31 protein-coding genes and 1 tRNA gene are annotated in these 23,629 nt (G+C 65.0%); 14 read left to right on the top strand and 18 right to left on the bottom strand.

All coding sequences use genetic code 11. From position 1 onward, the window contains the following. Positions 1-2: 2 nt before the first annotated feature. Both AWQ71_RS25600 and AWQ71_RS25595 read right to left on the bottom strand, forming a co-directional pair. Complete coding sequence (locus AWQ71_RS25600; protein WP_067137517.1) at positions 3-209, bottom strand: hypothetical protein; 207 nt, start codon at positions 207-209, stop codon at positions 3-5. Between the two features lie 29 nt (positions 210-238). After that, positions 239-1,192 carry a GlxA family transcriptional regulator gene (locus AWQ71_RS25595; protein ID WP_067137516.1) on the bottom strand — a complete coding sequence of 318 codons (954 nt, stop codon included), beginning with the start codon at positions 1,190-1,192 and terminating at the stop codon, positions 239-241. 72 nt (positions 1,193-1,264) lie between these two features. Between AWQ71_RS25595 and AWQ71_RS25590 the strand changes: the two genes are divergently transcribed. The 9 genes from AWQ71_RS25590 (at position 1,265) to AWQ71_RS25555 (ending at position 5,836) form a co-directional block, all read left to right on the top strand. Next, complete coding sequence (locus tag AWQ71_RS25590) at positions 1,265-1,834, top strand: cysteine hydrolase family protein (protein ID WP_067137514.1); 570 nt, start codon at positions 1,265-1,267, stop codon at positions 1,832-1,834. A gap of 66 nt (positions 1,835-1,900) precedes the next feature. Further along, positions 1,901-2,659 (top strand): CPBP family intramembrane glutamic endopeptidase, encoded by a 759-nt coding sequence (locus AWQ71_RS25585; protein ID WP_067137512.1) that lies wholly within the window; start codon positions 1,901-1,903, stop codon positions 2,657-2,659. A 4-nt stretch (positions 2,660-2,663) separates the two neighbouring features. Beyond that, the gene (locus tag AWQ71_RS25580; protein ID WP_067137510.1) at positions 2,664-3,002 is read left to right on the top strand and encodes a PadR family transcriptional regulator; all 339 of its coding nucleotides are present in this window, start codon (positions 2,664-2,666) and stop codon (positions 3,000-3,002) included. Next, positions 2,999-3,724: an HAAS signaling domain-containing protein gene (locus AWQ71_RS25575; RefSeq protein WP_067137508.1), complete on the top strand. Its 726-nt coding sequence runs from the start codon at positions 2,999-3,001 to the stop codon at positions 3,722-3,724. Before AWQ71_RS25580 ends, AWQ71_RS25575 begins: the two co-directional genes overlap by 4 nt. 118 nt (positions 3,725-3,842) lie before the next feature. Further along, positions 3,843-4,082, top strand: coding sequence for a DUF397 domain-containing protein (locus AWQ71_RS25570; protein WP_067137506.1), 240 nt, complete (start codon positions 3,843-3,845; stop codon positions 4,080-4,082). A gap of 99 nt (positions 4,083-4,181) precedes the next feature. Beyond that, positions 4,182-4,574 (top strand): ATP-binding protein, encoded by a 393-nt coding sequence (locus tag AWQ71_RS25565; protein WP_067137504.1) that lies wholly within the window; start codon positions 4,182-4,184, stop codon positions 4,572-4,574. A 288-nt stretch (positions 4,575-4,862) separates the two neighbouring features. Then, the gene (locus AWQ71_RS43360; RefSeq protein WP_211264163.1) at positions 4,863-4,982 is read left to right on the top strand and encodes a DLW-39 family protein; all 120 of its coding nucleotides are present in this window, start codon (positions 4,863-4,865) and stop codon (positions 4,980-4,982) included. A gap of 39 nt (positions 4,983-5,021) precedes the next feature. After that, positions 5,022-5,744 carry an HAD family hydrolase gene (locus tag AWQ71_RS25560; RefSeq protein WP_067137503.1) on the top strand — a complete coding sequence of 241 codons (723 nt, stop codon included), beginning with the start codon at positions 5,022-5,024 and terminating at the stop codon, positions 5,742-5,744. Positions 5,745-5,760: 16 nt separating this feature from the next. Then, positions 5,761-5,836 (top strand) — tRNA-Ala (locus AWQ71_RS25555). 56 nt (positions 5,837-5,892) lie between these two features. Here the strand turns inward: AWQ71_RS25555 and AWQ71_RS25550 are convergent. Further along, entirely contained in the window at positions 5,893-6,723 is an 831-nt protein-coding gene (locus tag AWQ71_RS25550; protein WP_218001964.1) for a tyrosine-type recombinase/integrase, read from the bottom strand. 242 nt (positions 6,724-6,965) lie between these two features. Here AWQ71_RS25550 and AWQ71_RS25545 point away from each other — a divergent pair, with 242 nt between their 5' ends. Then, positions 6,966-7,835 (top strand): hypothetical protein, encoded by an 870-nt coding sequence (locus AWQ71_RS25545; RefSeq protein ID WP_067137500.1) that lies wholly within the window; start codon positions 6,966-6,968, stop codon positions 7,833-7,835. Positions 7,836-7,883: 48 nt separating this feature from the next. Here AWQ71_RS25545 and AWQ71_RS25540 read toward each other — a convergent pair whose 3' ends face one another. From AWQ71_RS25540 to AWQ71_RS41940, 7 genes are all read right to left on the bottom strand, one after another. Further along, positions 7,884-8,726 carry a protein phosphatase 2C domain-containing protein gene (locus AWQ71_RS25540; RefSeq protein ID WP_067137498.1) on the bottom strand — a complete coding sequence of 281 codons (843 nt, stop codon included), beginning with the start codon at positions 8,724-8,726 and terminating at the stop codon, positions 7,884-7,886. Then, positions 8,726-9,565, bottom strand: a complete 840-nt coding sequence (locus AWQ71_RS25535) for a sigma-70 RNA polymerase sigma factor region 4 domain-containing protein (RefSeq protein WP_067137497.1) — start codon at positions 9,563-9,565, stop codon at positions 8,726-8,728. The genes AWQ71_RS25540 and AWQ71_RS25535 overlap by 1 nt, the downstream gene beginning before the upstream one ends. Before the next feature lie 406 nt (positions 9,566-9,971). After that, entirely contained in the window at positions 9,972-10,379 is a 408-nt protein-coding gene (locus tag AWQ71_RS25525; protein WP_084259288.1) for an ATP-binding protein, read from the bottom strand. Positions 10,380-10,482: 103 nt separating this feature from the next. Continuing rightward, positions 10,483-11,103 (bottom strand): DUF5753 domain-containing protein, encoded by a 621-nt coding sequence (locus AWQ71_RS40545; protein WP_157570569.1) that lies wholly within the window; start codon positions 11,101-11,103, stop codon positions 10,483-10,485. Further along, positions 11,058-11,312, bottom strand: coding sequence for a helix-turn-helix domain-containing protein (locus AWQ71_RS44685; RefSeq protein ID WP_157570568.1), 255 nt, complete (start codon positions 11,310-11,312; stop codon positions 11,058-11,060). The genes AWQ71_RS40545 and AWQ71_RS44685 overlap by 46 nt, the downstream gene beginning before the upstream one ends. Before the next feature lie 348 nt (positions 11,313-11,660). Continuing rightward, positions 11,661-13,694, bottom strand: a complete 2,034-nt coding sequence (locus tag AWQ71_RS41945) for a hypothetical protein (RefSeq protein WP_157570567.1) — start codon at positions 13,692-13,694, stop codon at positions 11,661-11,663. Between the two features lie 454 nt (positions 13,695-14,148). After that, the gene (locus AWQ71_RS41940; protein WP_157570566.1) at positions 14,149-15,099 is read right to left on the bottom strand and encodes a hypothetical protein; all 951 of its coding nucleotides are present in this window, start codon (positions 15,097-15,099) and stop codon (positions 14,149-14,151) included. Positions 15,100-15,172: 73 nt separating this feature from the next. Between AWQ71_RS41940 and AWQ71_RS41935 the strand changes: the two genes are divergently transcribed. Continuing rightward, the gene (locus tag AWQ71_RS41935) at positions 15,173-15,517 is read left to right on the top strand and encodes a hypothetical protein (protein ID WP_157570565.1); all 345 of its coding nucleotides are present in this window, start codon (positions 15,173-15,175) and stop codon (positions 15,515-15,517) included. A 564-nt stretch (positions 15,518-16,081) separates the two neighbouring features. On the opposite strand, the gene AWQ71_RS25505 is transcribed toward AWQ71_RS41935, so the two are convergent. The 3 genes from AWQ71_RS25505 to AWQ71_RS40535 all read right to left on the bottom strand — a co-directional run bounded on the left by AWQ71_RS25505 (position 16,082) and on the right by AWQ71_RS40535 (position 17,662). Continuing rightward, positions 16,082-16,441 (bottom strand): ribbon-helix-helix protein, CopG family, encoded by a 360-nt coding sequence (locus AWQ71_RS25505; protein WP_067137488.1) that lies wholly within the window; start codon positions 16,439-16,441, stop codon positions 16,082-16,084. Then, positions 16,438-16,683 (bottom strand): hypothetical protein, encoded by a 246-nt coding sequence (locus AWQ71_RS41930; RefSeq protein ID WP_157544893.1) that lies wholly within the window; start codon positions 16,681-16,683, stop codon positions 16,438-16,440. The genes AWQ71_RS25505 and AWQ71_RS41930 overlap by 4 nt, the downstream gene beginning before the upstream one ends. 502 nt (positions 16,684-17,185) lie before the next feature. Continuing rightward, complete coding sequence (locus AWQ71_RS40535; protein WP_084259285.1) at positions 17,186-17,662, bottom strand: hypothetical protein; 477 nt, start codon at positions 17,660-17,662, stop codon at positions 17,186-17,188. Between the two features lie 565 nt (positions 17,663-18,227). On the opposite strand from AWQ71_RS40535, the gene AWQ71_RS25495 reads away from it, so the two are divergent. Continuing rightward, on the top strand, positions 18,228-18,437 hold the full coding sequence (locus AWQ71_RS25495; protein ID WP_084259309.1) for a hypothetical protein: 210 nt from the start codon (positions 18,228-18,230) through the stop codon (positions 18,435-18,437). Positions 18,438-18,459: 22 nt separating this feature from the next. Here AWQ71_RS25495 and AWQ71_RS25490 read toward each other — a convergent pair whose 3' ends face one another. Next, positions 18,460-19,095, bottom strand: a complete 636-nt coding sequence (locus AWQ71_RS25490; RefSeq protein ID WP_067137484.1) for a hypothetical protein — start codon at positions 19,093-19,095, stop codon at positions 18,460-18,462. A 173-nt stretch (positions 19,096-19,268) separates the two neighbouring features. Between AWQ71_RS25490 and AWQ71_RS25485 the strand changes: the two genes are divergently transcribed. Beyond that, positions 19,269-20,450 carry a sensor histidine kinase gene (locus AWQ71_RS25485; protein WP_169806627.1) on the top strand — a complete coding sequence of 394 codons (1,182 nt, stop codon included), beginning with the start codon at positions 19,269-19,271 and terminating at the stop codon, positions 20,448-20,450. Continuing rightward, positions 20,447-21,109 carry a response regulator gene (locus tag AWQ71_RS25480; RefSeq protein WP_067137482.1) on the top strand — a complete coding sequence of 221 codons (663 nt, stop codon included), beginning with the start codon at positions 20,447-20,449 and terminating at the stop codon, positions 21,107-21,109. Before AWQ71_RS25485 ends, AWQ71_RS25480 begins: the two co-directional genes overlap by 4 nt. Before the next feature lie 243 nt (positions 21,110-21,352). Here the strand turns inward: AWQ71_RS25480 and AWQ71_RS25475 are convergent, their stop codons facing one another. The 4 genes from AWQ71_RS25475 to AWQ71_RS43355 form a co-directional block, all read right to left on the bottom strand. Next, complete coding sequence (locus AWQ71_RS25475) at positions 21,353-21,931, bottom strand: DUF6461 domain-containing protein (RefSeq protein WP_157570564.1); 579 nt, start codon at positions 21,929-21,931, stop codon at positions 21,353-21,355. Positions 21,932-22,180: 249 nt separating this feature from the next. Beyond that, on the bottom strand, positions 22,181-22,609 hold the full coding sequence (locus tag AWQ71_RS25470) for a tyrosine-type recombinase/integrase (RefSeq protein WP_245658455.1): 429 nt from the start codon (positions 22,607-22,609) through the stop codon (positions 22,181-22,183). Continuing rightward, complete coding sequence (locus tag AWQ71_RS25465) at positions 22,606-23,388, bottom strand: GbsR/MarR family transcriptional regulator (protein ID WP_067137477.1); 783 nt, start codon at positions 23,386-23,388, stop codon at positions 22,606-22,608. Before AWQ71_RS25465 ends, AWQ71_RS25470 begins: the two co-directional genes overlap by 4 nt. An 18-nt stretch (positions 23,389-23,406) precedes the next feature. Beyond that, on the bottom strand, positions 23,407-23,629 hold a 223-nt coding region (locus AWQ71_RS43355), incomplete at its 5' end, for a hypothetical protein (RefSeq protein WP_218001963.1).

The following is a 23,629-nucleotide window of genomic DNA, read 5'->3' as shown; positions in this document are numbered from 1 at the left end:
GTCTAGTCGCCCTTCTGCCGGATCCGGTTCTTGAGCGGCGTGGTCGCGATCGCCGTCTTGTGCGGCCGGCCACGCGGGAACGCCTCGGTGAACTTCTCGGCCTGCCGGCAGGTCGCCCTGCCCGGCACCTCGCCGGGCAGGCCGAAGACCGTGCCGACGCCCCAGGCGGCCGGCCGTTCGATCAGAGATTCCGCCGCTATTCGGGCCATGGGCCCGCAATTACCCCTGTCGGCCCAGGTCATGCCCGGGCGAACGTCCGCCGGTACGCCGTAGGAGTTGTCCCGACTATGCGGAGGAAGTGACGGCGGAGCATCGTGGTGGTCCCGAAGCCGCACCGGCCGGCGATCTGCTCCACGGACAGCTCTCCGGCCTCCAGCAGCCGCTGCGCCTCCGCGACCCGCTGCGCGACGAGCCAGCGGGCCGGGGTCGTCCCCGTCGCCTCGGTGAAGTGGCGGGCGAACGTGCGCGGCGCCGAGCGGGCCCGTCTGGCCAGGTCGGCCACGGTCAGCGGCCGGTCGAGGTGCGCCCTCGCCCAGTCCATGGTCTCGGCCAGCGCGGACCTCGTCGTGGTGACCGGCGGGACCGGGCGCTCGATGAACTGCGCCTGCCCCCCGGTCCGGTGCGCCGCGGCCACCATGCGGCGGGCGATGGCGTTGGCCACGGTCGCGCCGTGCGACCGCCGGACGAGTTCGAGGCAGAGGTCCACCCCGCCGACGGTGCCCGCGCCGGTCCAGACGCCCCGGTCCTCGATGAACAGCACATCAGGCTCGACGCGCACCTGCGGATGGTCGGTGGCGAGCCGGTCGGCGAGCGCCCAGTGGGTCACCGCCCGGCGCCCGTCCAGCAGCCCGGCGGCGGCGAGGACGAACGCGCCCGCGCAGAGCGACCCGACGGGAACGCCCCGCGCGTGCGCCTCGCGTAGCGCGCACAGCACCTCCGGCTCAACCGGTGTGAACGGGGCGTCCCGCCCGGGGACCACGACCAGGTCGGCATCGTCGAGCCCGGTCAGGTCATGGGTGGCCGACACCGTCACCCCGGGGAACATCCGAACCGGCCGCGCGCCCGCCGAGCAGCGGCGCAGCTCGAAACCGGGCAGGCCTCCGTTCGTGCGGTCCATCCCCCAGACCTCGCAGATCACTCCGAAGTCGAAGGCCCGGACATCGTCGTAAAGCAGGGCGGCAACGGTGAACATGGCAGGAAAATATCGAACGATGACATTTCTGCCACTCACCGTCGCGGCCGGGCCAGGGCCAGGCTTGGGGGCATGAGAGAGATCGACACCAACGCCGCCCTGATCGTCATCGACGTGCAGAAGGGCTTCGAGGACGCCTTCTGGGGGCGCAGGGACAATCCGGACGCCGAGAAGAACATCGCCGCGCTGATCCGCGCCTGGCGCGCCGCGGAGCGGCCGGTCGTGCTCGTCCGGCATGCCACGCAGAGGCCCGGAGCGCCGCTGGCGGCGGACACGCCGGGGCACGCGTTCAAGGACGTCGTCATCGAGGCGATGGACGGCGCCGAGCCGGACCTGTTGGTCACCAAGGCGGTCAACTCGGCGTTCTACGGCACGCCGGACCTCTTGGGCTGGCTGCGCGGGCGGGGTATCGGCCAGATCGTCATCGCCGGGATCCAGACCAACATGTGCAACGAGATCACCGCCCGGATGGGCGGAAACCTCGGCTTCGACGTGCTCTACCCGATCGACGCGATGCACACCTTCGACGCTGTGGGGCCGGACGGCGACGTCGTCACGGCCGAGGAGCTGACTCGGGCCACCGCGGCCAGCCTCCACCACGGTCGCTTCGCCACCGTCCTCCGTACTAGCGAACTCATCTAGGTTGTAATCCTAACTAGGTTGCCTTACGGTTTAGATCGTCACGCAACGAAGAAGGGACAACCGGCGATGACGATCTCCCCTGATTTCTCCACCCTCGCCGCCTGGCTCGCCGCCCCGCTGGTGGCGTACCTGCTGCTCCTCGCCCCCTGGCTGGGCAAGCGCTCGTACGACCGGCTGGTCCGCCGCCGGGACGGCGACCCCCGTGCGCTCGTACGGATGTTCCGCTCCTGGATCGCCGAGTCGTGGGGCCTGATGGCCGTCGCGCTCGCCCTCGCCGCGATGTCACCGGGCGTCGGCCTCGCCGACCTCGGCCTCGTGATGCCGTCCGGCGGCGGTTCGTGGATCATCGGAATGGTCGTCGGGGCGACGATCGGCCTGGTCATCGTGACCCTGGTGCTCCGGAGCCGGGCGAAGTCGGGCCGCGACATCCCCGGCCAGGCCGCCTTCAGCGCGATGCTGCCGCGTACGACGGCCGAGCGCTGGGCCGCGGCCGCGATGGCGGTGACCGCGGGCATCTGCGAGGAGGTGCTCTACCGCGGCTTCCTGATCGCGCTCGGCGTCGGCGTGCTCGGCCTCGATGTCAAGGTGGCGGCCGGAGCGGCCCTGATCATCTTCGTCGCCGGCCACTGGTACCAGGGGTGGAAGGGGCTGCTGATGGTGACGCTGGCCGGATGCGGCCTCACCGCGCTGTACCTCGCCCAGGGCAGCCTGCTCCTCCCGATCGTCGTCCACGCCCTCATGGACCTCCGCGGGCTGCTCTTCGTGCCCACCCCCGAACGGCCGGCCGGCGCCGACACGGGAGCGGTCGAACCGGTGCGAGGATGAGCGCATGGCCACCGACCGACGCGCGAGCTGGCTCAAGGGCGTCCTCGACCTCCTGGTGCTCGCCAGCCTCACCGAGGGCGAGAGCTACGGATACGAGATCGCCAAGACGTTGGCGGGCACCGGGCTGGGCCAGATCAGGGGCGGCACGCTCTACCCCGTGCTCAACCGGTTGGAGGAGGCGGGGCTGGTCGCCGCGGAGTTCCGGGCCACCGAGCGGGGGCCGGGCCGCCGCTACTACCGCCTCACCGAGGAAGGGCACCGGACTCTCGACGAGCAGGGCCAGTTGTGGCTGGCGTTCGACGACTCGGTACGCGCCGTGCTGTCCAAGGGAAAGATCGAATGACGGGCACCTCTGACGACTACTTCGAGGAGCTGGCGGAGCGGCTGCGCGCCTCGGGCGTCCCGGCGGACCAGGTGGCCGCCACGATCGACGACCTGGCCGCCCACCTCGACGAGACCGGGGCCGAGGCCGAGGCCGAGGCCGAGTTCGGCCCCGCGGCCGACTTCGCCGCCGAACTCACCGCGCGTACTGCCGACGAGGGCGAGGCGCCGCCGCAGGCGAGGGAGTGGCGGTGGACCGCCGACATCTTCCAGGACCGGCAGATGCTCGACCACTTCGGGCAGCAGGGCTGGGAGGTCGAGCGGGTGGACGGCCTCGGCCGTTTCGTCTGCCGCCGCGACGCCGAGCGTCCGCTTCAGTGGGAGTACCGCCGCGAGCGGGTCCCGGTCGGGGGACGCCGCGCGTTGAGCGCCCGCCTCGCCCCCGAAGGCTGGGAGCCGTGTGGCTCCTGGATGTACTTCGAATACTTCAAGCGCCCCGCCTCCGCCAGCGCGGGCCCGGCCGCCGAGGTCGCCTCGCCTCCGGACGCCCCCAGGCGACGCACCTTCTTCAGTCGCCGCTTCTACGCCTTCTCGGCGGCATATCTCGCTTTCCTGGCCGTGGTCGGTGTCGTCCTGATCAAGACGGGCGCGAGCGACGGCGGATCGGGCTTCCTCGTCGGGGTCGCCACCGGGGTGCTTCTCGCGGCCGCCTTCATCGCCGTACGCGCTCGCGGCCCGCGATAGCCGTACGCCGGAGTTCTGCCGATTCGGTATATCAGGGCATCTGTCAGTGCATGTACGGATGCACGTGCAAATGGGAGGGTCGTATTCTTGCCCATGATCAAGAGAGAGTGAGGCATGGATGACCGATTTCCCCAACGGAGCGTCGTGCGCCGAACTGGGCGACCTTCCCTGGCGCAAGAGCCGGTACAGCAACCCGAACGGCAACTGCGTCGAACTCGCGCCGCTGCCCGGCGGCGGCGTGGCGATGCGGAACTCGCGGCACCCCGAGGGGCCCGCGCTCGTCTACCGAGCCGCAGACCTGCGTCTCTTCGCCCACGCGGTCAAGGCCGGCGAGTTCGACGATCTGCTCGGCGACTGAGCTTTCCTCAGCCGATTGTCCGCAGGATGTGTCAGGCGGCCCTCGCCGGTTAGTAGAGGTATCGGCAAAAGAGACGAAAGCCGCAGACGGCGAGAGGCGGTGGACGAGGTGTCGGGCACCCTCCTGAGCCTGGAGTTCGACCGCAGCACGATCACAATGGTCCGGCACATGGTCACCGACTCGGCCCGCAACGCCGGCCTGACCGGCATGGCGCTGGAGGACTACGTTCTCGCCGTGCACGAGGCGGTCACCAACGCCGTCCGGTACGGCAACGCCCCCCGGGGCATCGCCATGTGGAGAGAGCCGGGCGTGCTGCGCTGCGAGGTCACCGACAGCGGGCCGGGCATCCCCGACCGCTCGCTGCATCGCAAGCGCCTGTCTCGGTTCGATTTCGGCGGCCGCGGGATCTGGCTGATGCACCGGCTCTCCGATGTCAACATCCGTACCGGGCCCGAAGGTACGAGGGTGCTCCTGTCCACCCCCGTCTCGTGAGAACGTTTTTTGCTCAGGGCGGATCCGGCGATGGTTGTCCGAAAAGCCGCCGACCTTGCTCGCGTCGCCGGGATTAGCGCGTCCGTGACCTGGGCAATCTCACGTAGTACACCGTTCGTCGCGAGTTGTACGACCTGCCATACGGACCGATTGGGCCTTGGGATAAGGTCCAACCGGTTCCATCGTGAGCAGGGCTGAACGTCCATCCCTTGCTAGGCTGCAGGGAACCGTAGAACCGGGCGTTGTCTCACCCGGCAGGTGAGACCGTCATAGAAGTGGGGTCACACCGTGAAGAAGCTGCTCGTTCTGGCGCTGGTCGCTCTTGGGGGACTGCTCGTCTGGCGCAAGGTGCAGGCGGACCGCGCCGAGCTGGACCTGTGGACTGAGGCCACCGGCAGCGAGAACTGACCACCGGGGGTGGACCTTGATCGTGGGGAAGGAACGGGCATGACGCCCGTACGGCTGGTCTGCCTTGACCTGGCCGGCACCACGATCGGCGACATCGCGATGGTGGAAAGGGCGTTCGCTGAGGCGATCGCCACCCAGGGCATCGTCCCCGGGACCGGTGCGTACGCGCGCGCCATGGTGCACGTGCACAGGTCCCGGGGCTGCCCGACGATCGACGTCTTCCGCGGCATCTTCCCGGGCAACGAGGCCCAGGCACAGGCAGCGAACCTCACGTTCGAGCGCGCCTACGAGGGGGCCATCGAGCGGACGGGGCTGTTCCCGCTTCCCGAGGCCGTCGAGGCGCTGCGACAGCTCCGCGAGGCCGAGGTCAAGATCGCCTTGGTCACCGGCTTCACCCGATCCACTCTCGGACGTGTCCTGGGCACGCTCGGCTGGGCCGGAGAGCTCGACTTCGCCCTCTGCCCCGAGGACTGCTCCGGACGGGGCCGCCCCTTCCCGGATCTGATCCTCACCGCCCTGTTACGCGCCGGCCTCGAGGACGTACGCGAGGTGGCCGTTCTCGGCGACTCGGAGAACCACATGCTCGCCGGCAGACGCGCGGGCGCCTCGATCGTCGCGGGGATGCTGTCCGGCGGCCACAGCCGTGAGCGCCTCATCGACGGCGGCGCCACCCACATCGTCGAGTCGGTCGCGGAGTTCCCCGCTCTGCTCACCGCCACCGAAGGGGTCGGCGCGCACCACGCTGCCACTTCCGCCCGGTAAGCTTTCCCTAGCACCAGGGGCCTTAGCTCAGTTGGCAGAGCGCCTGCTTTGCAAGCAGGATGTCAGGAGTTCGAATCTCCTAGGCTCCACCAGCCAAAACGCCGCTTTCCGGATCAAGGAAAGCGGCGTTCGTGCCATTAACGTGCCATTAGCGTCTGGCCGGAGCATCTTCTGAGTCCTTGCGCTCAGCTTCCACCCGGGCGCTCAACGCGTCAGCGATCTTCTGGTCCGCGTCGCGGGTGGCGTGCTGGTAGATCAGCGCCGCACGGTCGCTGTCGTGCCCCATCCGAGCCTTGAGGTCGGCGAGGCTCGCGCCTGACTGCGCGGCGAGTGTGTTGCCGGTGTGCCGAAGGTCGTGGAAGTGCAGGCTCTTGACTCCCATCGTGGCCAGGGCTTTCGACCAGCGCGCCTCACGCCGGAAGTTGCCGCCGCGTAGGAATGCGCCCCGCTTGCCGAGAAAGACGAACGAGTCGTCCGCCGTTTCGACGAACTCGGCGAGATGCTCAGACAGTGCCGGAACGATCGCGGCGGGGATGCTGACGGTCCGCTTGCCGGCCCGAGACTTGGGCGGCGCGAGCACCATCTCTCCCCCGTCCAGTTCGATGAGCTGTTCCCGCACCCGGACCGTGCGCGCCTTGAGGTCGATGTCCGACCGGCGCAGCGCGATCACTTCGCCCCACCGGAGGCTTGCGAACGTGGTGAGCAGGATCAACGCACGAAAGCGGCGATCGTCCATCCGGTCAGATAGCTCGAAGACCTGGGCGACGGTGAGGATGGGACGTTCCGGCGTCTGCTCGTTGTCCGCGCCCTTGATACGGCAGGGGTTCCGGCTGATCAGCTTGTCCTCTTCTACCGCCGTCATGAGCACGGCCCGCAGCAGGCGGTATGCCTTGGCCGCCGTGGACACCGAGACACCTTTGTTGATGAGTTTGGCCCGCCATGAACGCACCATCGGTGTGGTTAGCTTGCCGACCGCCACCCCACCGAGGCCGCCTCACGCGCCAGAGCCCGCGCGAACTCCACATCCTCCGCCGTGACGTGGTCGGCGGCCGAGGTTGTGACGAGCACCTGAACTCCGCCGAGGCGGTTCCGGCAGTCCTCGATCTATCCCGCAAAGTGTCCCAAATGTGAACGTAGAGCACTAATCTAACGAACTCCGAGATCACTACGTGATTCAAAGGCGACAAGATTTCTATCGCTTGCTTTAGCTCAAGGAGCGATATGAAGCGTCTTAACGTCGTCGTCGTGCTCGGTATGCTCGCGGTCCTGCTTACCGACACGGGCACTGCTCTTGCCGCATCCGCCGTCAATCCGATCCAGGCTCTCAGGCGGCAGTTCGTGGCCGGGCGAGGGGTTCTGGTTTCAGAGACGAGCCGGACGACCATCAAGGGTTCCAAGCAGACCTACATCAGGCGGACCACCGGCACGGTCGGGTTTGGGAAGTCTGGCGTAGTCGGTTATGACCTCACATCCAAGATGAAGATCATCCCCGGGCTCAAGGCCACCCTCACCGACGAAGAGGCGGAAGCCATGAGGACACCCATTCGCGCAGTCAACATGGGACGCTACACCTATGTCCAGGGTGTCCGTGTCCACGGTTTGAACTGGGGTCCGATGCCTGAAGGAACGACCTGGATCAGGTTCGGCAAGAACAACACACACTGGGGAAGTTACGGTCAGCGCGGCGATCAACTTGTAGACACTCTCAACCCCGCAAGGCTGAAGTCCGTGATCTCGAAATCCGCTTCTTTCCGCTCAGGCGAGTATCGCGGCACCCTCAAGACTCCTCAGGATCTGTACGCCGGGCTAGGGCCCATGAACCCGGACAAGTACAAGATCTCGTTCAGGTTGTTCATCAGCAAGGAGGGATTGCCTGTCCGTCTGATTACGCAGTACGAAGCAATGGTGTATGTCCTTGACCCTGACGGCAATCTGGCCAGGAAGCCGAGTACCCAGGTGGTGGATACTCGATACCACCATTGGAATGCAAAGGTGAAGATCGTGGCACCTCCGGCATCTGAGGTTGTGGACTTCGACGATGTACCGATAAACCAGCCGGACCAGGGCGGAGCGGCACAGGTGCTTCGCTGATCGAATAGCGAAGAGTGTCGTCACGGCCACGTCTTTGGCGAGAGCCGATCACCTGTGTTTTCCCTGGGGAGAACCGACCATCAGTGCCGCCGTCGCGTCGTCAAAGGTCTTGCCTCGAGGCCAGCGCTTGCCGTTGAGGTCGGACCGTTCTGCATCGCGGACCCGGCGGACAAGTTCGGCGGGTCCGCCCTGGGCGAGGATGTCGAGGGCTTGCCGCCAGGTGGCGAGTCCGAAGCGATCGACGAGGCGGGATGCGCCATCGCTGAGGAGCGCTGCCGCGCGAATCTGGTCAGCGGGGAGTGTGCCTGTGAGTGCTTGTTCGGCGGCGAGGGGGTCGGATGAGGCGACCCAGAATCCGCCGTCGCGGTTGCGGTGCGCTCGCATGGCTTCCACGTATGTCCGCAGAGCGGCGGTGTGATGGGGTGTGCCAGAGTCGAGCGCGTCCATCGATGTCCGGTAGCGCTTGCCGACCTGGCTCTCGCGTTCATCTGTAATAACCATTGGATCGTCTGTGCCGATCACGTCGAGCACGAGGACGGAGTCGGCCAGGACGAGGAAGTCCAGCACCTCGCCCGTACGGCGGAGCATGACAACGGTTGCCGAGGGCGAGCCGGGATGGTTCACGTCGCAGGTGAAGTCATGCAGTGATGTGGTGGCCTTAATGCCTTCCGCAAGGATCTCCGTCAAGGTGCCGGCACTTTGGGTCAGGGACGCGATCAGTGTTGAGCCGAGGGTCCGGGCGTACCAGGCCACGCCATGGGAGCAGCCGGACTCCGAGCCCGCGGGCGTACCTGCACCATCGAGGAGGACAACAGCGTCCGGGGTTGCGGCGATGAAGTCCTCGTTGAGCCGGTCAGGGGATGCGGGTTCGGTGGCGAAGGTGACGCGCATCAGGTGTCCTCGTGGCGGTAGAGCGGACTGGCGAGTTCCGCTGTGACTGGTTCCCCTGTCTCCGGGTCGTATTCGACGCCGACCACCGTGGAGAAGCGCCCGTCCCCTGCTTGGCCCCACAGGGTGGCGATCTCGGTGGTGATGAGCTGGACCACGCCGAGGGTGCCTTGCGGGTGGATGCCGGTGAAGACCAGGACGTTGCCCTTGCCGTCCGGCCGGGGCAGCCGCCCCAGATAGGCGTAGTCGACCGGCCGGGCCGGGTCGCTGTCGGAGCCGGACCGGTAGATCGTGCCGGTGCGGGTGTCGCGCAGCGTCCAGGCGCCGTCCTTGACCCAATCCAACACGGGATCGGTCTCGTACAGCGCGCCCATGACCGGGGAGAGTTTGGGGCCGCAGATCACGATGAGGTTGGGCCGGTTGAGGTCGATCTCGCCGCCGAGGGGGACGTGTTCGAGTTCCATCGACAGGCCGAAGCCGCGGGCGAGGTCTTCCAGCCGCTTGGCCGCTGCGACGTCTTCCATCGCGACGACGGGGCGGGCGTTGGTGGCTTCGCGCTTGAGCGGGGTGGCCAGGGTGATGGTGCCGGTGCCGAGGAACGCGCCTTCAGGGGCCGGGCCGGTGTGGCGGATCTGGTGGATCCGGCCACGGGTGAGCCCGGCCGCCTGGGCGATCTGCGCGTAGGACATGCCTTGCGCGTGTAGTTTTTGGATCACGCGGCGGCGGAGTCGAGCCAACTCGGTGACCTCTTGTTGAGCGGCGTTGAGCCGTTCGGTGGCGGTCCGCAGCAGCAGGTACGGATCGTCGATGGCGGCTATGCGCTCAATGTCGCTCGGTGGCATTGCTCCCCCAGGGTTGAACTCCGCCGAGTCTAGACCCCTGGACAGAATGCCGTCTATCCCTCTAGACGGTATGACTTCACCCGTTTTGTGATTCGTTGCCCGTATGGCGGAGTGTCGGTTAGGGACACCGCGCGGGCTCATCTCGCCCGTCCAGCCATGATGTCCGCCCAGACCTCGCGAGCTTGCCGGAGCGGCCAGCGGTTCGTCTCGACGATCGAGATCGGAGTCCTCTGAATGGTGCGGCGGATGAATCCGACGCCGGCCATCGCGTACAGCTCGTAGAACCTGGCTGTGCAGTCACACGTCCACGCCACCGCACGGCACCGGTCGCCAGATACGAACTCGAACCACTTCAGCTCGCGGCAGTTGGGTTGCGGCAAGGACAGGTGCGGTGCGACGCAGTCGCTCATCTGCCGGCCGCCATGGCCGGGGCGGGGTCGAGGACGGCCCACACGGTGCGGCCGTTGTGGTCGCCCAGGACACCCCATCCGGTGGCCAGGGTGGAGACGAGCATGCGGCCGCGCCCGCCTCCGGCCTCTTCGTAGGCGGGGAGCAGTTCCGGGGAGCGGGGGCCTCCCTCGTCGGCGACACCGAGCCACAGCCGCCGGTGGTTGACGCGGATCGTGACGATGAACATCCCGCCGAATCGACCGCTGGCCGAGTGTCGTACGGCGTTGGTGGCCAGTTCACTGACGATGAGTTCAGCCGATTCGAGGGACGGCCAACCCTTCAGGAAGATGGTGACGAAGCGGCGGGCTTCGGTGATCGAGGCGGGGGAGCCGAGGAAGTGGCGGGACATTCGCCAGCCTGACATGGGCGTACCCCTGTGTATAGGGGGCTATGCATCCATGTCGGCAGCGTATGACCAACGCTAGAAACTGCTCAAGGCATTCGACGTATAAATGCGCCAGAACTGGCTACTTGCTCGCGAGAGCGCGGTAGTCCGTACCGGTCTGCCCTAGAAGATCCCGCAGGGCATCGTCATACACAGCGGCGGCAGCGAACGCCTCGAAGACGTCCATATGCGTGTCGATCTCCCCGACCTCGGTCAGGGTGAGATCACCGGTCAGGCTCTCGACCACGCTCACCGAGCCGTCGTAGATCGTGAACCCGTGGAGGGGGAAGGCCGGCGCTTCCACGTTCCAGGGCACGACCCCCAGGCGGACATGGGGAAGCGTGGACACCTGGGCGAGCCGGTCGAGCTGCGCCGGCATCAAGGACGGCGAGCCCGGCCACGTTCGCACCGCACCCTCCGTCAGCACGAACGCGAACTTCCGGCCAGGCTCGAACACGACGGCCTGAGACTCGACCCGTACGGCCGCAGCCTTGGCCGCGTCGTCCTGGTCCACATCCTGGCCGATCGAGAGAGCGAGCCGGGCATACTCGGCCGTCTGCAACAGCGGCGGAATCATCGCCGAGGAGAACACGGCCATCCATTGAGCCGAGCGAACCCGTGCGGCGTTCGCCGCCTCTCGGCCGGCAAGCCCACTCTTCAACCGGGACACCTCATCACGCAGCCGCAGCAGCAGCGCGTCCAACTCACGCCGCCTGTCCTCGTCGAGGTCAAGCGCCGCGCCCGCTCAACCGTCTCCGGAGTCGGCAGCAGTCGCCCGGTCTCCATCCGAGAGATCGTCGGCTGAGCCACCCCGGCCCGCTGCGCCAGGTCCTTACCTGTCAGCCCTGCATCCTTACGCAGCCGCCGCAGCAGCTCGCCCAGCTCCCGCAACCGATCCCGCCGATCCTCCATGACCAACGGTCTACCACCGGACGCAGACAGCTCGGCCGATCATTGCCGAATTGAGCTTTTAAGGATCAAGGGCGGCGCTGCGCCCGCCCGGCGGCCGGGCATGCGGCCTGGGGGGCCGGTCCCGGCCGCCAGCAGCTCGGGCCGCCTGTCGCACACCATCGCCCCGCAGCCGAGCGAGCGCACTACATACGGCGCCGTGCCACCGCTTGCATCCGACAGGGGATGCGGAACCTAACTAATCAGGTGAAGATTAGAAGAACAATGTCGCTTACCGGGGAGTAGTTAGTTCACTCCGACGTACCGAGTCCAACGCCTACACCCGAACCCGCATACTGCAGGCCGCCCAAGCTACTCCGAAACAGGCTTCAGGACGTAGCCATCGATGACATGTAGATGGTGGGGGATATCAGAGAGCATCCCTCTCAGCGACGAAAGCGCCTCGGATGTCGCAAAGACTACTTGACGACCCTCCGCATCCCTAGATGCGCGATCAAGGAGCGCCCTGAATGATATCTCCTTTGCGCTCTGCTGTCTCGGCTCATCCAGGATCAGCAGTCCCAGGTGGTTTGTCTCCATTCGATTCGACACTTCCAGGAGGCCCAGCAAATAAGCCCAGATCACTCTGATTGAATCAGAAGCAGAAATATCAGCCTGAATGTCGAAGTCATCACGTCTCGGCAAGTAGTCCACGTCAGAGATCCGCAACCGCTCATCTGAGAATGAACCGAAATCGTAGGCGTGGAGCTGTTGCACGAAAGAACGCTCTAGACCGCTCAGTTTTTCGCGATCGGCATCTGAGAGCCTGTCCGCCGGCAGATCTTTCATTGCGGTTCGAATCAAGCGCGCGTCATCGGCGATGCGGGTCAATTCGCCGATCAGCTCAAGGAATCTCTCATTTATCGAGTGCAGCCGATCGATGCGCTCGCGCAGTTGCACTTGACGTGTGATTATCTCTATGGACGGAGTTCCCCTAGGTGCGCCGAGTGTTGCTCGAAGAGCTCTGACAAGTGAGTTCAGTTCCGCCGTCCTGCCATGTATGGCGGCCCATCGCTCCTCCTTCGCATTCAGCGTAATTTCGGCATCCCTAGCCATAATATGGAAAAGTTCAATCTGTTGCTTGATATAAGAAACAGTATCCTCTGGGCTCAAAGTGCGCACCGGCGATGGGGCACCGACGAGAGATTCGGGAAGCTGCTGATGACAAACTGGACAATCGCCATGTAGTCGGCCGATCTCATCTGAGCCGAGGCGCTGAAGAGTCAGAATATCTTGATGCTGGCGAAGATCCTCCTTCAGGGCATCTAAGCGGTTCTCCAGTGAATGGAACTCGGTACGATCGCGCAGGATATCATCTCTGATGTAAGAACCAGCCTCACGCAGCTCATCGAGATTGTTGAGTGCTTCGGCAAGCCGATGCTCGGTCTCAGGCTCGATATCAGCAACACGCGGAACCACGGCTTCTGTGAGCTGTCTATGTTCCTCCTCCAGTTCTCTCAGGACATCAGTCATAGGGACCCATCCCGAATCCCTACTCTCCGCTAGCGAAGGTGTCTCTTGTGGCGGCCAGGCAACAGTTAACGTCTCCGGCAATTGGAAGGTAATGAGGCCACTGCCACGGAGAATCTCCTTGAAAGCCCGCACAGCGGATCGCCAGGCTTCTTGAAGCTTCGTCTCTTGCGCTCGAAGCCGCAAACGTTCAGCTTCCATCTTGCCAACGTCTAAATTCAGGAGGAATTCGATCGATCTAAGACGGACGTCCGTAACACCCGAGAAGTAAGGCATCTGAGCTTGAATTCCGCCCCATCCCCGCCGTTGTTCCACGAATAGGAGCGGAAATACTTGCTCCATATACAGCCGAGACATGCGTCCATCGGTCCCTGGTAATTCGGGCATTTCCCAACCGATGAATGATGCAAGCCAGCGATGGAAGCCGCGCGGATTAGCGGCAGCCCCTGGGCGGCCTACATACAAGTCCTGGCTGTTATAGCTGCCAGGAGCAGATATAGCCGGCCCTTCGACTACTCGCACAAGACTCGGGCTCATTTGTTCATGCTTGATCCAACGAGTGACGGTCGCGATCTTACCATCCTTGCCCTCAATCTCCACAGTCACCCATGAAGAAAGGACTGGTGTCTCGCGCTTTGTGGTTACGTCATATATCAACCTTTCGCGCATAGCCGACGTGACCGCATGGATTGGTCGTGCGGTTATCATTCGTTCAAGCCCGAGAGCAAAGAGCAGACTTTGAACTGCAGTGGACTTGCCGCGCGAGTTATCTGCCCATAAGACCATAAGGCCATCGCCGATAGGGATATCAGCTCCGAATCGACCTCGACCCGTCTCGGTTCGCAGCCGGAGATGGCGAAAGCGCAGCCTGCTCATGCTGTCCGCCACTCATAGATACGGTCAGTGTCTTTCTTGGTCAGTTTTCCCGGTATGCTTGCTAGGAGTTCGCGCTCTTTTGCGAATGCCGGACTCTTGTTAATTAAGTCCACGACACGTTTCCCCTCACGGGTTAGCTTGAAAGTTCGAGAGGATTTCTGCTCAAGCAAGCCGATGCCCACTGCCAGGTCTAGAGCCCGATCCAGTGCAGGTTCAAAGCGAACCACCGGTTGTCCAGGGTGATCACGACCATTCAGAAGCGCCACTAAGAGAGCACTGTGTTCGTCGTCGCGAATAGCCCAGCTCAAGAGTTGCAGTACCTTCCAGTTAGCACCCGAGCCGTGGCATTTCGCTACTAGAAGAAGAACGAGTGCAACACGACGCTCCGGCCGTAGCGCCGGCGGGACAGGATCAGGTTGACGAACGAATCGAAATGGAACGTCTAAGAGTTCCTCTATATCGAGCGAATGAGGCGCACTCGTGACGCCGCCCGGAAATCTAGCGGACAACGCATCAGCCAGTCGCCTACTTGGCCTAATGCGATTCTTTGGGCATCTGGCTCACGAATACCCGAGACGTGTGCTTCCAAATCGGCTTGGTAGGATTTTATAAGGCTTAGCATTCGCGAACTTGGATCATCTGGACTCAGTTCGCTTTCAATTTCTAGATATTCTTCGCGCAATTGTCGGCGAAGCTCTACGGCTTCCCAAGTGTCAGGCCAGTCGCGCAGCGAAGCCATGACCCCTTCTTTTTGCAGGAAGGCGCGAATAAATCGATCACGCAAAGCACGAACGCCAGCTTCCGGAGTGGAAGCCTTGAGGACCGCTAGCTTTCTCTCCAGAACAGTCACAAGATGCGGCTTATCTGAGGGAAACAACCCTACCTCTGTGGCGTTAACTAGCGGAGGTGGCACCGCAGCTTTGGCAGCTCCATCCGCCAGAGCCGCGCGGAGCTCCGACGGATAGTCGTGTAGTGTCTTAATATGAATAGCAAAGGTGGGACTAATAAAACTCAATCCATACTCGCGGACGACAGCTGCACGACTGTGGGCATATGAAACAAGTTCGGCTGCATGAAATTCCGGCACCATGAGAAAATAGTGCTCAAGAATCAAGCCGTTGAGGAGCTCCTCAAGTCTGCTAGCATACTTTTTTAGTTTAACGGTATCGTCGTAAAGCTTGCCCTTCTGCTTATCTGTTCGATTGCGAAGGGTTAGTGAATCTCGATCGGCGTAGCATTGATATGCAATGCCGTCCGTCGAATAGCCTTCAATCCCGGCGTCGCCACCCATCTCGGCGGGGATGTAGACGAGTTTTTCTGGAGGATAGCGGCGGCGAAGTATGCTCCAACAAGTCTGCTCAAACGCGTTCCCAGGATCTAGCGCAGGACGGCGATCTATATCCACTTCAGTCCTTACTGATCACAGCTCTACTACTCGCATATACTCAACTGCGGCAGGCTCGTTACACCCGCGATCCATGACCAACGTCATGAGCGACAGTGCTTATAGCGAGATTCGCGCCATTAAAACGAAAATTGGTTCGAATGTTATGCCGGATTGGTTCCGTCAGACGCTCGACGTCCCCTTGCCACTAGTTGTGTTCGAGAGCCATCATCCGCTAACGAAACTAGCCTCGCCATGGTTGGCCGGTCAGCTCCTCGAAGGCTTCGGCGCAAACGGCCTGTCGCCCTTGCCCGGTCTTCACAGTTGCGACCACGGGTTCGCGACAAGGGCCTCTGTCGGGCCCAACACCATGCTGGGTACAGCGCTCCTCTCGGAACGCGATGCTGCGAGGGTCGTGATTCTCTGGTGCGAAGGGTAACCACTCTGGATCGTTTGGCATACGGCGACGTTACGACGATATAGGCGTTAATACCAGCACCGTCCATATTGATCTGGCTATCCCAGTCCTCCTCGCTGCTTGAGTGTCCCGGACGTGCCCGCCGAGTCAAGGGCGCCTGCGGCGTCGCTTCGCGATCAACTTCGTTGACCCCTGACACGGCGGTCCCGTCCTGGGGGTCGGCAGCTACGAGGAGGACGGGGGCGGTCCAGGAGACGGGCCACGCATGGCACACCGCCGCAGGTCGTGGGTGTGATCGTCGGGCCATTAGCGGGCCATTAAGGGCGGACAACAGGGGGCAGTCACGGTCACTCGCGGACTGCCTCTTGCCCAGGTCGCGGCCGTTTCCCCTGGAGATCGGGCCGTTTTGCAAGCAGGATGTCAGGAGTTCGAATCTCCTAGGCTCCACCGCAGGTCAAAGGCCACTTCCCTTGATCGGGAAGCGGCCTTTTCGATCTTGTGAGACGGCGAAGCGCGGAGCCGACGCACGGGCAATCGGCTATCCGGCGGATTGCCTTTCCGCTGTCAACAGGGCGGTTCTGAAAGTCAGCCTGCCTTGAGGAACTGCTCGAATGCTTCTCGGGCCAGTGCGGACACCGTCTTACCCTCTTGCTCGGCTCGAGCCTTTGCGCGTTCGCGTAGTTCTTCGGGTACCCGGAAGGAGACCCTTGGTGAGTGCGTCCCTTCGCGTGTCAGTGAGGGACGCCCGCCGCGGCTGGTCGGGACGGGTACGCGGCCCTCATCGATCGCACGGTGGACGTCGGCGATCGCATCACTCACGTACTTGTCGGTGATCCGATTGCCCTTGCTGTCGTAAATCTCTTCGAAGTCACTGTCGATCTCGGAGTCGTGATCCAAGGCCAACTCGATGTCGTCGGGCGGCCACGCTTCTCGGTGCTCGGTCATGGCTTCCTCCTCCTCAACGCGGTCGGCATCACGTGAATGATCACCAGGTACTTATCGGTGAGGATGCCGATCACTTCCAGTTCGACGCCCCTATCATCTGGGCCGATCCACACCCATCGGTCCTCCAAGTTAGGGTCGGCAGCCGGAACGATGGCTGGCGGTCCGGATCGAACCACGTGAAGAGCACGCGCCTGCCCGATGCGGTGCTTGCGTGCCGACCGGTAGAAGCGCAACTTCCTCATACCCATATTATGTCCGACACAACCATGATGGGTAGGGCGTTCCGTAGACACGCGCACATGGTGGGCGTGTGTGTCCCGGTGGTGACTCAGGGATCCGCGTGGCTGAGCTGATCATCGGGCCTATTAGCGGGCCATTAAGGGCGGTCAACAGGGGGCAGCCACGGTCACTCACGGAGTGCCCCTCGCCCAGGTCGCGGCCGTTTCCCCTGAAGATCAGGCCGATTTGCAAGCAGGATGCCAGGAGTTCGAATCTCCTAGGCGCTTCACCAGCCAAAACGCCGCTTTCCAGATCATGGGAAGCGGCGTTCGTGCCATTAAGGTGCCATTAGCTTGCGGGTGCTGCACCGGCCGTGCCTCCGTCTCCCGCGTCCTGTCGCACTTTAATGACCCGCGTGTCAAGGGCGGCGCTCCGCACCGCCGTGCGGCCCGAGCTTACGGGCCGCACGCTGCGACCTTCCGCTTGCGTTGGCGGAGGCAGTTGTCAGGCACCATGCCTCTCCGGTCAGGTGAACCTGAGCGTGATGGCATCGCTGTGCCCGGACCAGCTCAACGTCAAGTGCCAGCATCCCGCCTTGGGCAGGTTGACCGACGAGGGCCCGGCGCCGCCGACGATCTCGCGGACCACCGACGTCGTCGTTCCGTGCAGTACGGCCCCGATGGTCAGTGACCGCATCGGTTGTTGCGGCAGCCGCGAGATCCACAGGATCTTGTTCGTGACGTCGGGATCGGCAGAGGCTACCGGCGGATAATTGAACAGCACGGCGATGATGTCGCCGTGCTCGCTGAACACGTGGGGGACGCCCGAGCCGTCACCGCTGAACCCCGTCCTCGCCCAGATGGGCAGCGCGTCCCGGGTGACGGTGGAAACGCACGCGTTGGACGACGGCCGGGCGTCTTGGGACGGACCGCTCGCCGAGCATCCCGCTGTCAACATGACGAGTGCGCCCAGGGCCGAGACGCTACTTCTGATCGCGGCCACGCTCGAACTCCACAACCTAGGGAGACCTTCTCGTGTGGATTGTCCGCTGCGATCCGAAGGAAGGCCAGCGGCAGTGGGGTGATTTGGCGGTTGCGTCGGTCAGCTGCAGCTGAAACCCGATGGATGGGGTGATCCGACACAGGAGCCGATCGAAGTCCGTACCTGTAACGCGGCTGCGAAGCCTTGACACAGCGGTCCCGTCCTGGGGTCGGCAGCTACGAGGAGGACGGGGGCGGACCAGGGGACGTGCCGCGTATGGCACGCCGCCGCAGCTCGCAGACGTGATCGTCGTGCCATTGGCGTGCCATTAAGGGCGGTCAACAGGGGGCACTCACGGTCACTGATGGACAGTCTCTCGCCCAGGTTGCGGCCGTTCCCACTGATGATCAGGCCGATTTGCAAGCAGGATGTCAGGAGTTCGAATCTCCTAGGCTCCACTCATGTATTAGCCCAGGTAGGGGCGGTTTCCCCGACCTGGGCTTTGATCGTTATTCGGCCTTCTTCGGCTTCCGTGCCCGCTGCGTTCCCGATCGTTGTGTTGCTGAACGGGGAGCGTTGCCCCAACATGTGGCTCAGGCTCACGCCGCACGTGGTGCCGCCCGACCCCCAGGGCGTCGCCGAGTGGTCGATCGGCGTGCTCGCCCCCGAGCGCGGTACCTTGGAGACCACGGTGCTGCGGTTCTGCTGGACCATTGGGCTGCGCGGCTACCCCGAACTGCGGCTCGCGCTCGCCCGCGAGGCGACTACCGTGCGTCAGCAGCAGCCGCGTGAGTGAGCACGCACTGAGCAGGCAGGACTCAAGCCTGCTGCTCGGCTCTGACCCGCAGCTGCGGGTCGAGCGCTGTACGCGCTGAGCCGCGCACCGTCAGCACCCCGATGGTGAGCAGCGCGGCGAAGCACAGGTAGTCGGCGATCAGCGCCCAGCCCCCGGGCAGGCCGAGGAAGCTCACCACCGGTGTGACGATGAGCAGCACGCCGGTCCACCACGGGTACACCTTGGCCCGCAGTACTGCGATGCCCATGCAGATGAAACCGGCGAGCGTCAGGACCAGCGCGAACGTCTCGTATACGGCGTAGCCGGCCGGTGGGTCCGAGGGGATGCCGCCGTGCCCGACCAGGTACGGCTTGACGAAGGCCTCGATGACGCCCTCGCTGATGTTCAGCATCACCAGCGCCGCGAAGATGCCGATGTACCCGAATATGGTTAGTTTTTCTGCCCGGCGCCCGTGCCCGGCGAGGATTGCCGGTAAGCCGAGCACGACGATGATGTCGCCGCCGATGGCGATGCCGTTGAGCAGCGACCAGTGCGGACTGGTGAACCGCGTGTCCCCGGCGCCGCTCGCCAGCGCGTTCGCCGCGAGGTATCCGGCGCTCGCCACCACGGCGCCGACGATCAGCGCCCAGCCGGCCAGGCGTGCCCGTATGTCGTTCATGACAACCCTCCTGCCGCGCCGCGCCACGGTGGCGCGCTCCGGCGGATCCAGGGTCGCCTGGCGGCCCGGGCCGGGGCATCGAGCCTGGGTCGCCTCGTGCCGATACCCGCGGATGACCCGGGAGATACCCGTGGATGACGTGCGCCGGCCGCGCCTGTCGGTACATTCGGCGCATGACCGACCGGCGCCAGGCACACCTGATCGGCGACTGGATGCTCGCCCTGGTGCTCACCGTCTTCGCCCAGCTTGACCTGCGCTTCAACGTTGAGCAGGCGGACCACTACGGCTCCGAGCCGGCCCGCGCGCTCACCACCGCGGTGGCCACCGCCGTGCTCGCGCTGCGCCGCCGGGCGCCGGTTGCGACGGCGGTGTGTGTGGCGCTGGCGACCGCGGGGCCGCAGCTGTTCACCACGCTCACCGTGCAGCTGTGGGGCGACTTCGTGCCGCTGCTCATCGCCACCTACTCCGCCGCCCGGTACGCCGGGGGCCGCCGGGTGGTCGCGGGAGTCCTCGCGCCGGGCGTGGCCATGACGGTCGACTGGCTGCTGGTGCCGTCCGTCCACACCACGCCCAACTTGCCGATCGCGTTTCTGCCGTACCTCTTCTGCATAGCCGCCGGCCGGATCGTACGCCGCCAGGTGCACGGCCAGGAAGCGGCCCGGGTCCTCGCGCGCCAGCTGGAGGACGAGCGGGAGGAGTCCATCCGCGCCGCGATCTCCGAGGAGCGGGGCCGGCTGGCCCGGGAGCTGCACGACATCGTGGCGCACTGCGTGAGTGTGATGGTCGTGCAGGCCGGCGCCGCCGAGGACCTGCTCGACCGCGATCCGAAGGCGGCCCGGGCCCCGCTGCGCTCGGTCCAGGACACGGGCCGGCAGGCGATCACGGAGCTCAGCCGGATGCTCGGGCTGCTGCGCGGCGCGGCCGGTGGGCCGGCCCTGCGACCCCAACCGGGCACAGCCGACCTCGCCGACCTTGCCACCCACATGAGCGAGATCGGGCTGCCGGTCACGGTCTCCGCAACCGGCGCGGTACGCCCGCTCGCGCCCGGTGTCGAGCTCACCATCTACCGTGTGGTGCAGGAGGCGTTGACCAACACGCTCAAGCATGCTGGCCCCGCACAGGCCCGCGTGCTGGTGCACTATACGGACAGCGAGGTGACCGTGGAGGTGCTCGACGACGGGCGCGATGCGACCGGCACCGGGACCGGGCACGGACTCGTCGGCATGCGGGAGCGGATCGACCTGTACGGCGGCACGCTCAGCGCTGCGCCCGAGCCGGCCGGCGGGTTCGCGGTGCGGGCGAGTCTGCCGCTGACCGAGCCGCCGTCCCGCGTCGACGCGGCCCCACAGCCATGATTAGGGTCCTCCTGGCCGACGACCAGGCCCTGGTGCGCGGCGGCTTCCGCTCGATCCTCGACGGCCAGCCCGACATCGAGGTAATGGGCGAGGCGGCCGACGGCGCCGAGGCGGTGGCTGCCGCCCTGGCCGGTGACCCGGACGTGGTCGTGATGGACATCCGGATGCCCCGCATAGACGGCATCGAGGCCACCCGGCGGCTACTCGCCGACGGCCGCAGCCGGGCCCGGGTGCTGATCTTGACCACGTTCGACCATGACGAGTACGTCTACACGGCGCTGCGCGCCGGCGCGAGCGGCTTCTTGCTCAAGACCGCGCCGCCCCGGCAGCTCGCGGACGCCATCCGCACCGTCGCGGCGGGCGAGGCGCTCCTCGCTCCGGAGATCACGCGGCGGATGATCGAGGACTATGTACGCCAACCCCGCCCGTCGGCCGCCGCCCTGGTCGGCCTGAACCAGCTGACCCCGCGCGAGCGGGAGGTGCTGGTGCTGATTGCCCGTGGCCTGTCCAACGCCGAGATCGCCGCCGCCCTGTTCCTCAGCGAACCGACCATCAAGACGCATGTAACCCGCGTCCTGGCCAAGCTGACTCTGCGCGACCGCGTTCAGGCGGTGGTGTTCGCCTACGAGTGCGGACTGATCCGCCCCGGCGGGTCCTGATCCGGCCTCGGTCCCGTACCGAACGCGCCGAAGGCGCCAGCCGCAACGACGAGCTACGCAGCCGATCCGGCAGGCACCGGATCCGTCTGCGTATCCCGGCGATGCAGTGGCCGCCGGCGCGGCGCAGGGCACATCCGCGCGGCCGACAACCAGAACGACGACTGCTCAGCAGGCGTGCTCGCTCCTGTGGCTCATCTGGCAGCCGCCCCCACGCTGGCCGCCGGACGTGGCATCGGGGACAGGTCAGCCGACGACGCCGCTCATGAGCGGCCCTCTGATGCTCTCCGGGGGCAGCACCGCACCGGTCAACCGGGCCGCGAGGAGAAGCGCTCCGGAGACCGACGGCGCCTCAGCGCCGGTTCCGGGTACACCATCGGGATCAAGGCCCGCCTCCCTCATCAGGTCGTTGAGCCGATCAGGATCACTTCCGTGCCGCCATTCTGGAATCTTGGGGTTGAAGTACGTGACCAACTCCCCGTCCACCGCGTAAACGAAGTCGTCGGATGCGTAGTCGTGCCTCAGTACTGCCACGGCCACGGTCCCGGCCGAAAGTACCTGTGCCTTGTCGGCTTCCGTGCACGCCCACCCGCTCTCCTCGATGAGCACGGTCCAGTCGCCCACTCGCCCTGCGAGCACGGTCTCAGGAAAGAGGCCAGCGTCTATCAACTTGTCATAGGTGAGCGGTCGGATGCTCTCCTGGTCAGCACCAAGTCGGAGAAGCGCCTCCACCTCGCTGACTCCACGCACGAAGGTCAGGCACCACAGATCGCCCAACTCGTCGTCTTCGGCCAGCCAGGCAACATCGGCGTGGGTAAACGCCATGAGCAACACCTCATCTGTTGATCGTCGTGCCATTGGCGTGCCATTAAGGGCAGTCAGTAACGGTCAATCACGGTCACTTGCGGATCGTCCTTCATGCAGGTCGAGGCCGTTGTGCTTGAAGATCAGACCGTTTTGCAAGCAGGATGTCAGGAGTTCGAATCTCCTAGGCTCCACCGCAGGTCAAAGGCCGCTTCCCATGATCAGGAAGTGGCCTTTTCGATGCCGTACAGCAGTGAAATACGGCAAGGGCTACAGCTCCAGATGGTCACCGAGTCGCTTGAGCGCTTTGCGTGTCTCCTCGGATGAGACCTCGCTGTACACGTTCATGGTCACCGCGATCTGGCTGTGCCGGAGGATCTGCATTGCCACGCGGGGGTGGATGTCGAGGGCGACGAGGAGGGACGCACAGGTCTTCCGGGTCGCGTGAACGTGGACCTTTCGCACCCCCGCCTTGACACAGGCGTTCGCGAAGCTGCGCCGGAAGTTCGACGGCTCCACCGGTCGACCACTCGCGGTGGTGAAGACGAGGCCCGTCTCATGCCAGCTCTCCCCCGCCGAGTCGCGCGCCGTTCGGTAGTCGGGTGCGGACGACCGCACTGTTGCGGACGGCCGCGGCCGGGGTGCGGGCGATCCACAAGGGCGGCGCAGGCGAAAGCAGCATGGCCGGCTTCGTCTCATGCTGTGGCCGTCGGGGCGGGTGTCGGTTCGTGATCTGAACTCGGCTTGGCGGTGCCGTCCGAGGTTGTTCCGGTTTTGGTGTAGAGGACCTCGCGGGCCTGCTCTGCGGCGCGGATGAGGCCTTCGCTGACGAAGTCGAGGAAGCGGGCGACGTTCTCCAGGCGGGTGGCGGCGGGGGTGCCGGGGCCGAGGATGCCGACGCCTTGGCGTGCGGCCTCGACGACTTGGTCGTTGGACCGGGCGCTGCGGATCATGGACTGGTACCAGAGGTCGTCGTCGACGACGTAGCGCTCGCGGCGGCGTTCGTCGCGTTCTCGGCGGATGAGGTCCATGCTCTCGAGGAACGTGATCGCTTTGGAGATGGATGCCGGGCTGACCTGGAGGCGCTGGGCGAGTTCGGAGGCGGTGAGGCTGCCGGTGTCGAGGGTGTAGAGGCAGGCCAGCACCCGGGCCATCATCTTGGGCAGGCCCGAGGTCATGAAGACGGTGGTGAGTGTCTCCTGGTAGTCGTGGACGGTGTCGGCGTCGCGTCCGTGGGGTTGTGGGGATGCTTGTGGCCCTTGGGGTGTGGTCTGTCTGCGTCGGTGGGTGCGTTGCTGGGTGGCGCGGTGGGCCAGGTCGGCGCGGTAGCCGGTGGGGCCGCCGTTGCGTGTCACCTCGCGTGTGATCGTGGAGGTCGGGCGGTCGAGGCGGCGGGCGATCTCGGCGTAGGCCAGGCCGTCGGCCAGTCCCGCCGCGATTTGCTGGCGTTCCTGCTGGGTGAGCCTGCCTCCCGGCATTGTGGCCCCTTTCATGCGCTATGGGTGTCTCATGGCGCTGTTCGGTGTTCCCTGATGGCTTTCACCATAGCGTTCAGTTTCAATGCATTGCAATGATCGAGCGGTGGTCATTGCGTTAACCGTGAAGACCGTTGCAACAGTTTTCTGGCATCTGCCTGCATGAATGCCGATCTGCAGCAACGTTGATGTTGCATGACTTTGGAAAGCAACGTAGCGTTTGTGATGTCGGAAACACCGCAGT

This window comes from Microtetraspora malaysiensis (genome assembly GCF_001528665.1).
In the GTDB taxonomy this organism is placed as follows: Bacteria; Actinomycetota; Actinomycetes; order Streptosporangiales; family Streptosporangiaceae; genus Microtetraspora_A; species Microtetraspora_A malaysiensis.
Note: the sequence above shows the minus strand (reverse complement) of the source record. Positions and strands in the feature narration are given on the sequence as shown.

What these genes read in the sequence shown, in the direction of transcription:
- AWQ71_RS25600 (WP_067137517.1), bottom strand. Translation starts at nt 209, where the DNA reads ATGGCCCGAATAGCGGCGGAATCTCTGATCGAACGGCCGGCCGCCTGG.
- AWQ71_RS25595 (WP_067137516.1), bottom strand. Translation starts at nt 1,192, where the DNA reads ATGTTCACCGTTGCCGCCCTGCTTTACGACGATGTCCGGGCCTTCGAC.
- AWQ71_RS25590 (WP_067137514.1), top strand. Translation starts at nt 1,265, where the DNA reads ATGAGAGAGATCGACACCAACGCCGCCCTGATCGTCATCGACGTGCAG.
- AWQ71_RS25585 (WP_067137512.1), top strand. Translation starts at nt 1,901, where the DNA reads ATGACGATCTCCCCTGATTTCTCCACCCTCGCCGCCTGGCTCGCCGCC.
- AWQ71_RS25580 (WP_067137510.1), top strand. Translation starts at nt 2,664, where the DNA reads ATGGCCACCGACCGACGCGCGAGCTGGCTCAAGGGCGTCCTCGACCTC.
- AWQ71_RS25575 (WP_067137508.1), top strand. Translation starts at nt 2,999, where the DNA reads ATGACGGGCACCTCTGACGACTACTTCGAGGAGCTGGCGGAGCGGCTG.
- AWQ71_RS25570 (WP_067137506.1), top strand. Translation starts at nt 3,843, where the DNA reads ATGACCGATTTCCCCAACGGAGCGTCGTGCGCCGAACTGGGCGACCTT.
- AWQ71_RS25560 (WP_067137503.1), top strand. Translation starts at nt 5,022, where the DNA reads ATGACGCCCGTACGGCTGGTCTGCCTTGACCTGGCCGGCACCACGATC.
- AWQ71_RS25545 (WP_067137500.1), top strand. Translation starts at nt 6,966, where the DNA reads ATGAAGCGTCTTAACGTCGTCGTCGTGCTCGGTATGCTCGCGGTCCTG.
- AWQ71_RS25540 (WP_067137498.1), bottom strand. Translation starts at nt 8,726, where the DNA reads ATGCGCGTCACCTTCGCCACCGAACCCGCATCCCCTGACCGGCTCAAC.
- AWQ71_RS25535 (WP_067137497.1), bottom strand. Translation starts at nt 9,565, where the DNA reads ATGCCACCGAGCGACATTGAGCGCATAGCCGCCATCGACGATCCGTAC.
- AWQ71_RS25525 (WP_084259288.1), bottom strand. Translation starts at nt 10,379, where the DNA reads ATGTCAGGCTGGCGAATGTCCCGCCACTTCCTCGGCTCCCCCGCCTCG.
- AWQ71_RS44685 (WP_157570568.1), bottom strand. Translation starts at nt 11,312, where the DNA reads ATGGAGGATCGGCGGGATCGGTTGCGGGAGCTGGGCGAGCTGCTGCGG.
- AWQ71_RS41945 (WP_157570567.1), bottom strand. Translation starts at nt 13,694, where the DNA reads ATGAGCAGGCTGCGCTTTCGCCATCTCCGGCTGCGAACCGAGACGGGT.
- AWQ71_RS41935 (WP_157570565.1), top strand. Translation starts at nt 15,173, where the DNA reads ATGACCAACGTCATGAGCGACAGTGCTTATAGCGAGATTCGCGCCATT.
- AWQ71_RS25505 (WP_067137488.1), bottom strand. Translation starts at nt 16,441, where the DNA reads ATGACCGAGCACCGAGAAGCGTGGCCGCCCGACGACATCGAGTTGGCC.
- AWQ71_RS41930 (WP_157544893.1), bottom strand. Translation starts at nt 16,683, where the DNA reads ATGAGGAAGTTGCGCTTCTACCGGTCGGCACGCAAGCACCGCATCGGG.
- AWQ71_RS25495 (WP_084259309.1), top strand. Translation starts at nt 18,228, where the DNA reads ATGTGGCTCAGGCTCACGCCGCACGTGGTGCCGCCCGACCCCCAGGGC.
- AWQ71_RS25490 (WP_067137484.1), bottom strand. Translation starts at nt 19,095, where the DNA reads ATGAACGACATACGGGCACGCCTGGCCGGCTGGGCGCTGATCGTCGGC.
- AWQ71_RS25485 (WP_169806627.1), top strand. Translation starts at nt 19,269, where the DNA reads ATGACCGACCGGCGCCAGGCACACCTGATCGGCGACTGGATGCTCGCC.
- AWQ71_RS25480 (WP_067137482.1), top strand. Translation starts at nt 20,447, where the DNA reads ATGATTAGGGTCCTCCTGGCCGACGACCAGGCCCTGGTGCGCGGCGGC.
- AWQ71_RS25475 (WP_157570564.1), bottom strand. Translation starts at nt 21,931, where the DNA reads ATGGCGTTTACCCACGCCGATGTTGCCTGGCTGGCCGAAGACGACGAG.
- AWQ71_RS25470 (WP_245658455.1), bottom strand. Translation starts at nt 22,609, where the DNA reads ATGAGACGAAGCCGGCCATGCTGCTTTCGCCTGCGCCGCCCTTGTGGA.
- AWQ71_RS25465 (WP_067137477.1), bottom strand. Translation starts at nt 23,388, where the DNA reads ATGCCGGGAGGCAGGCTCACCCAGCAGGAACGCCAGCAAATCGCGGCG.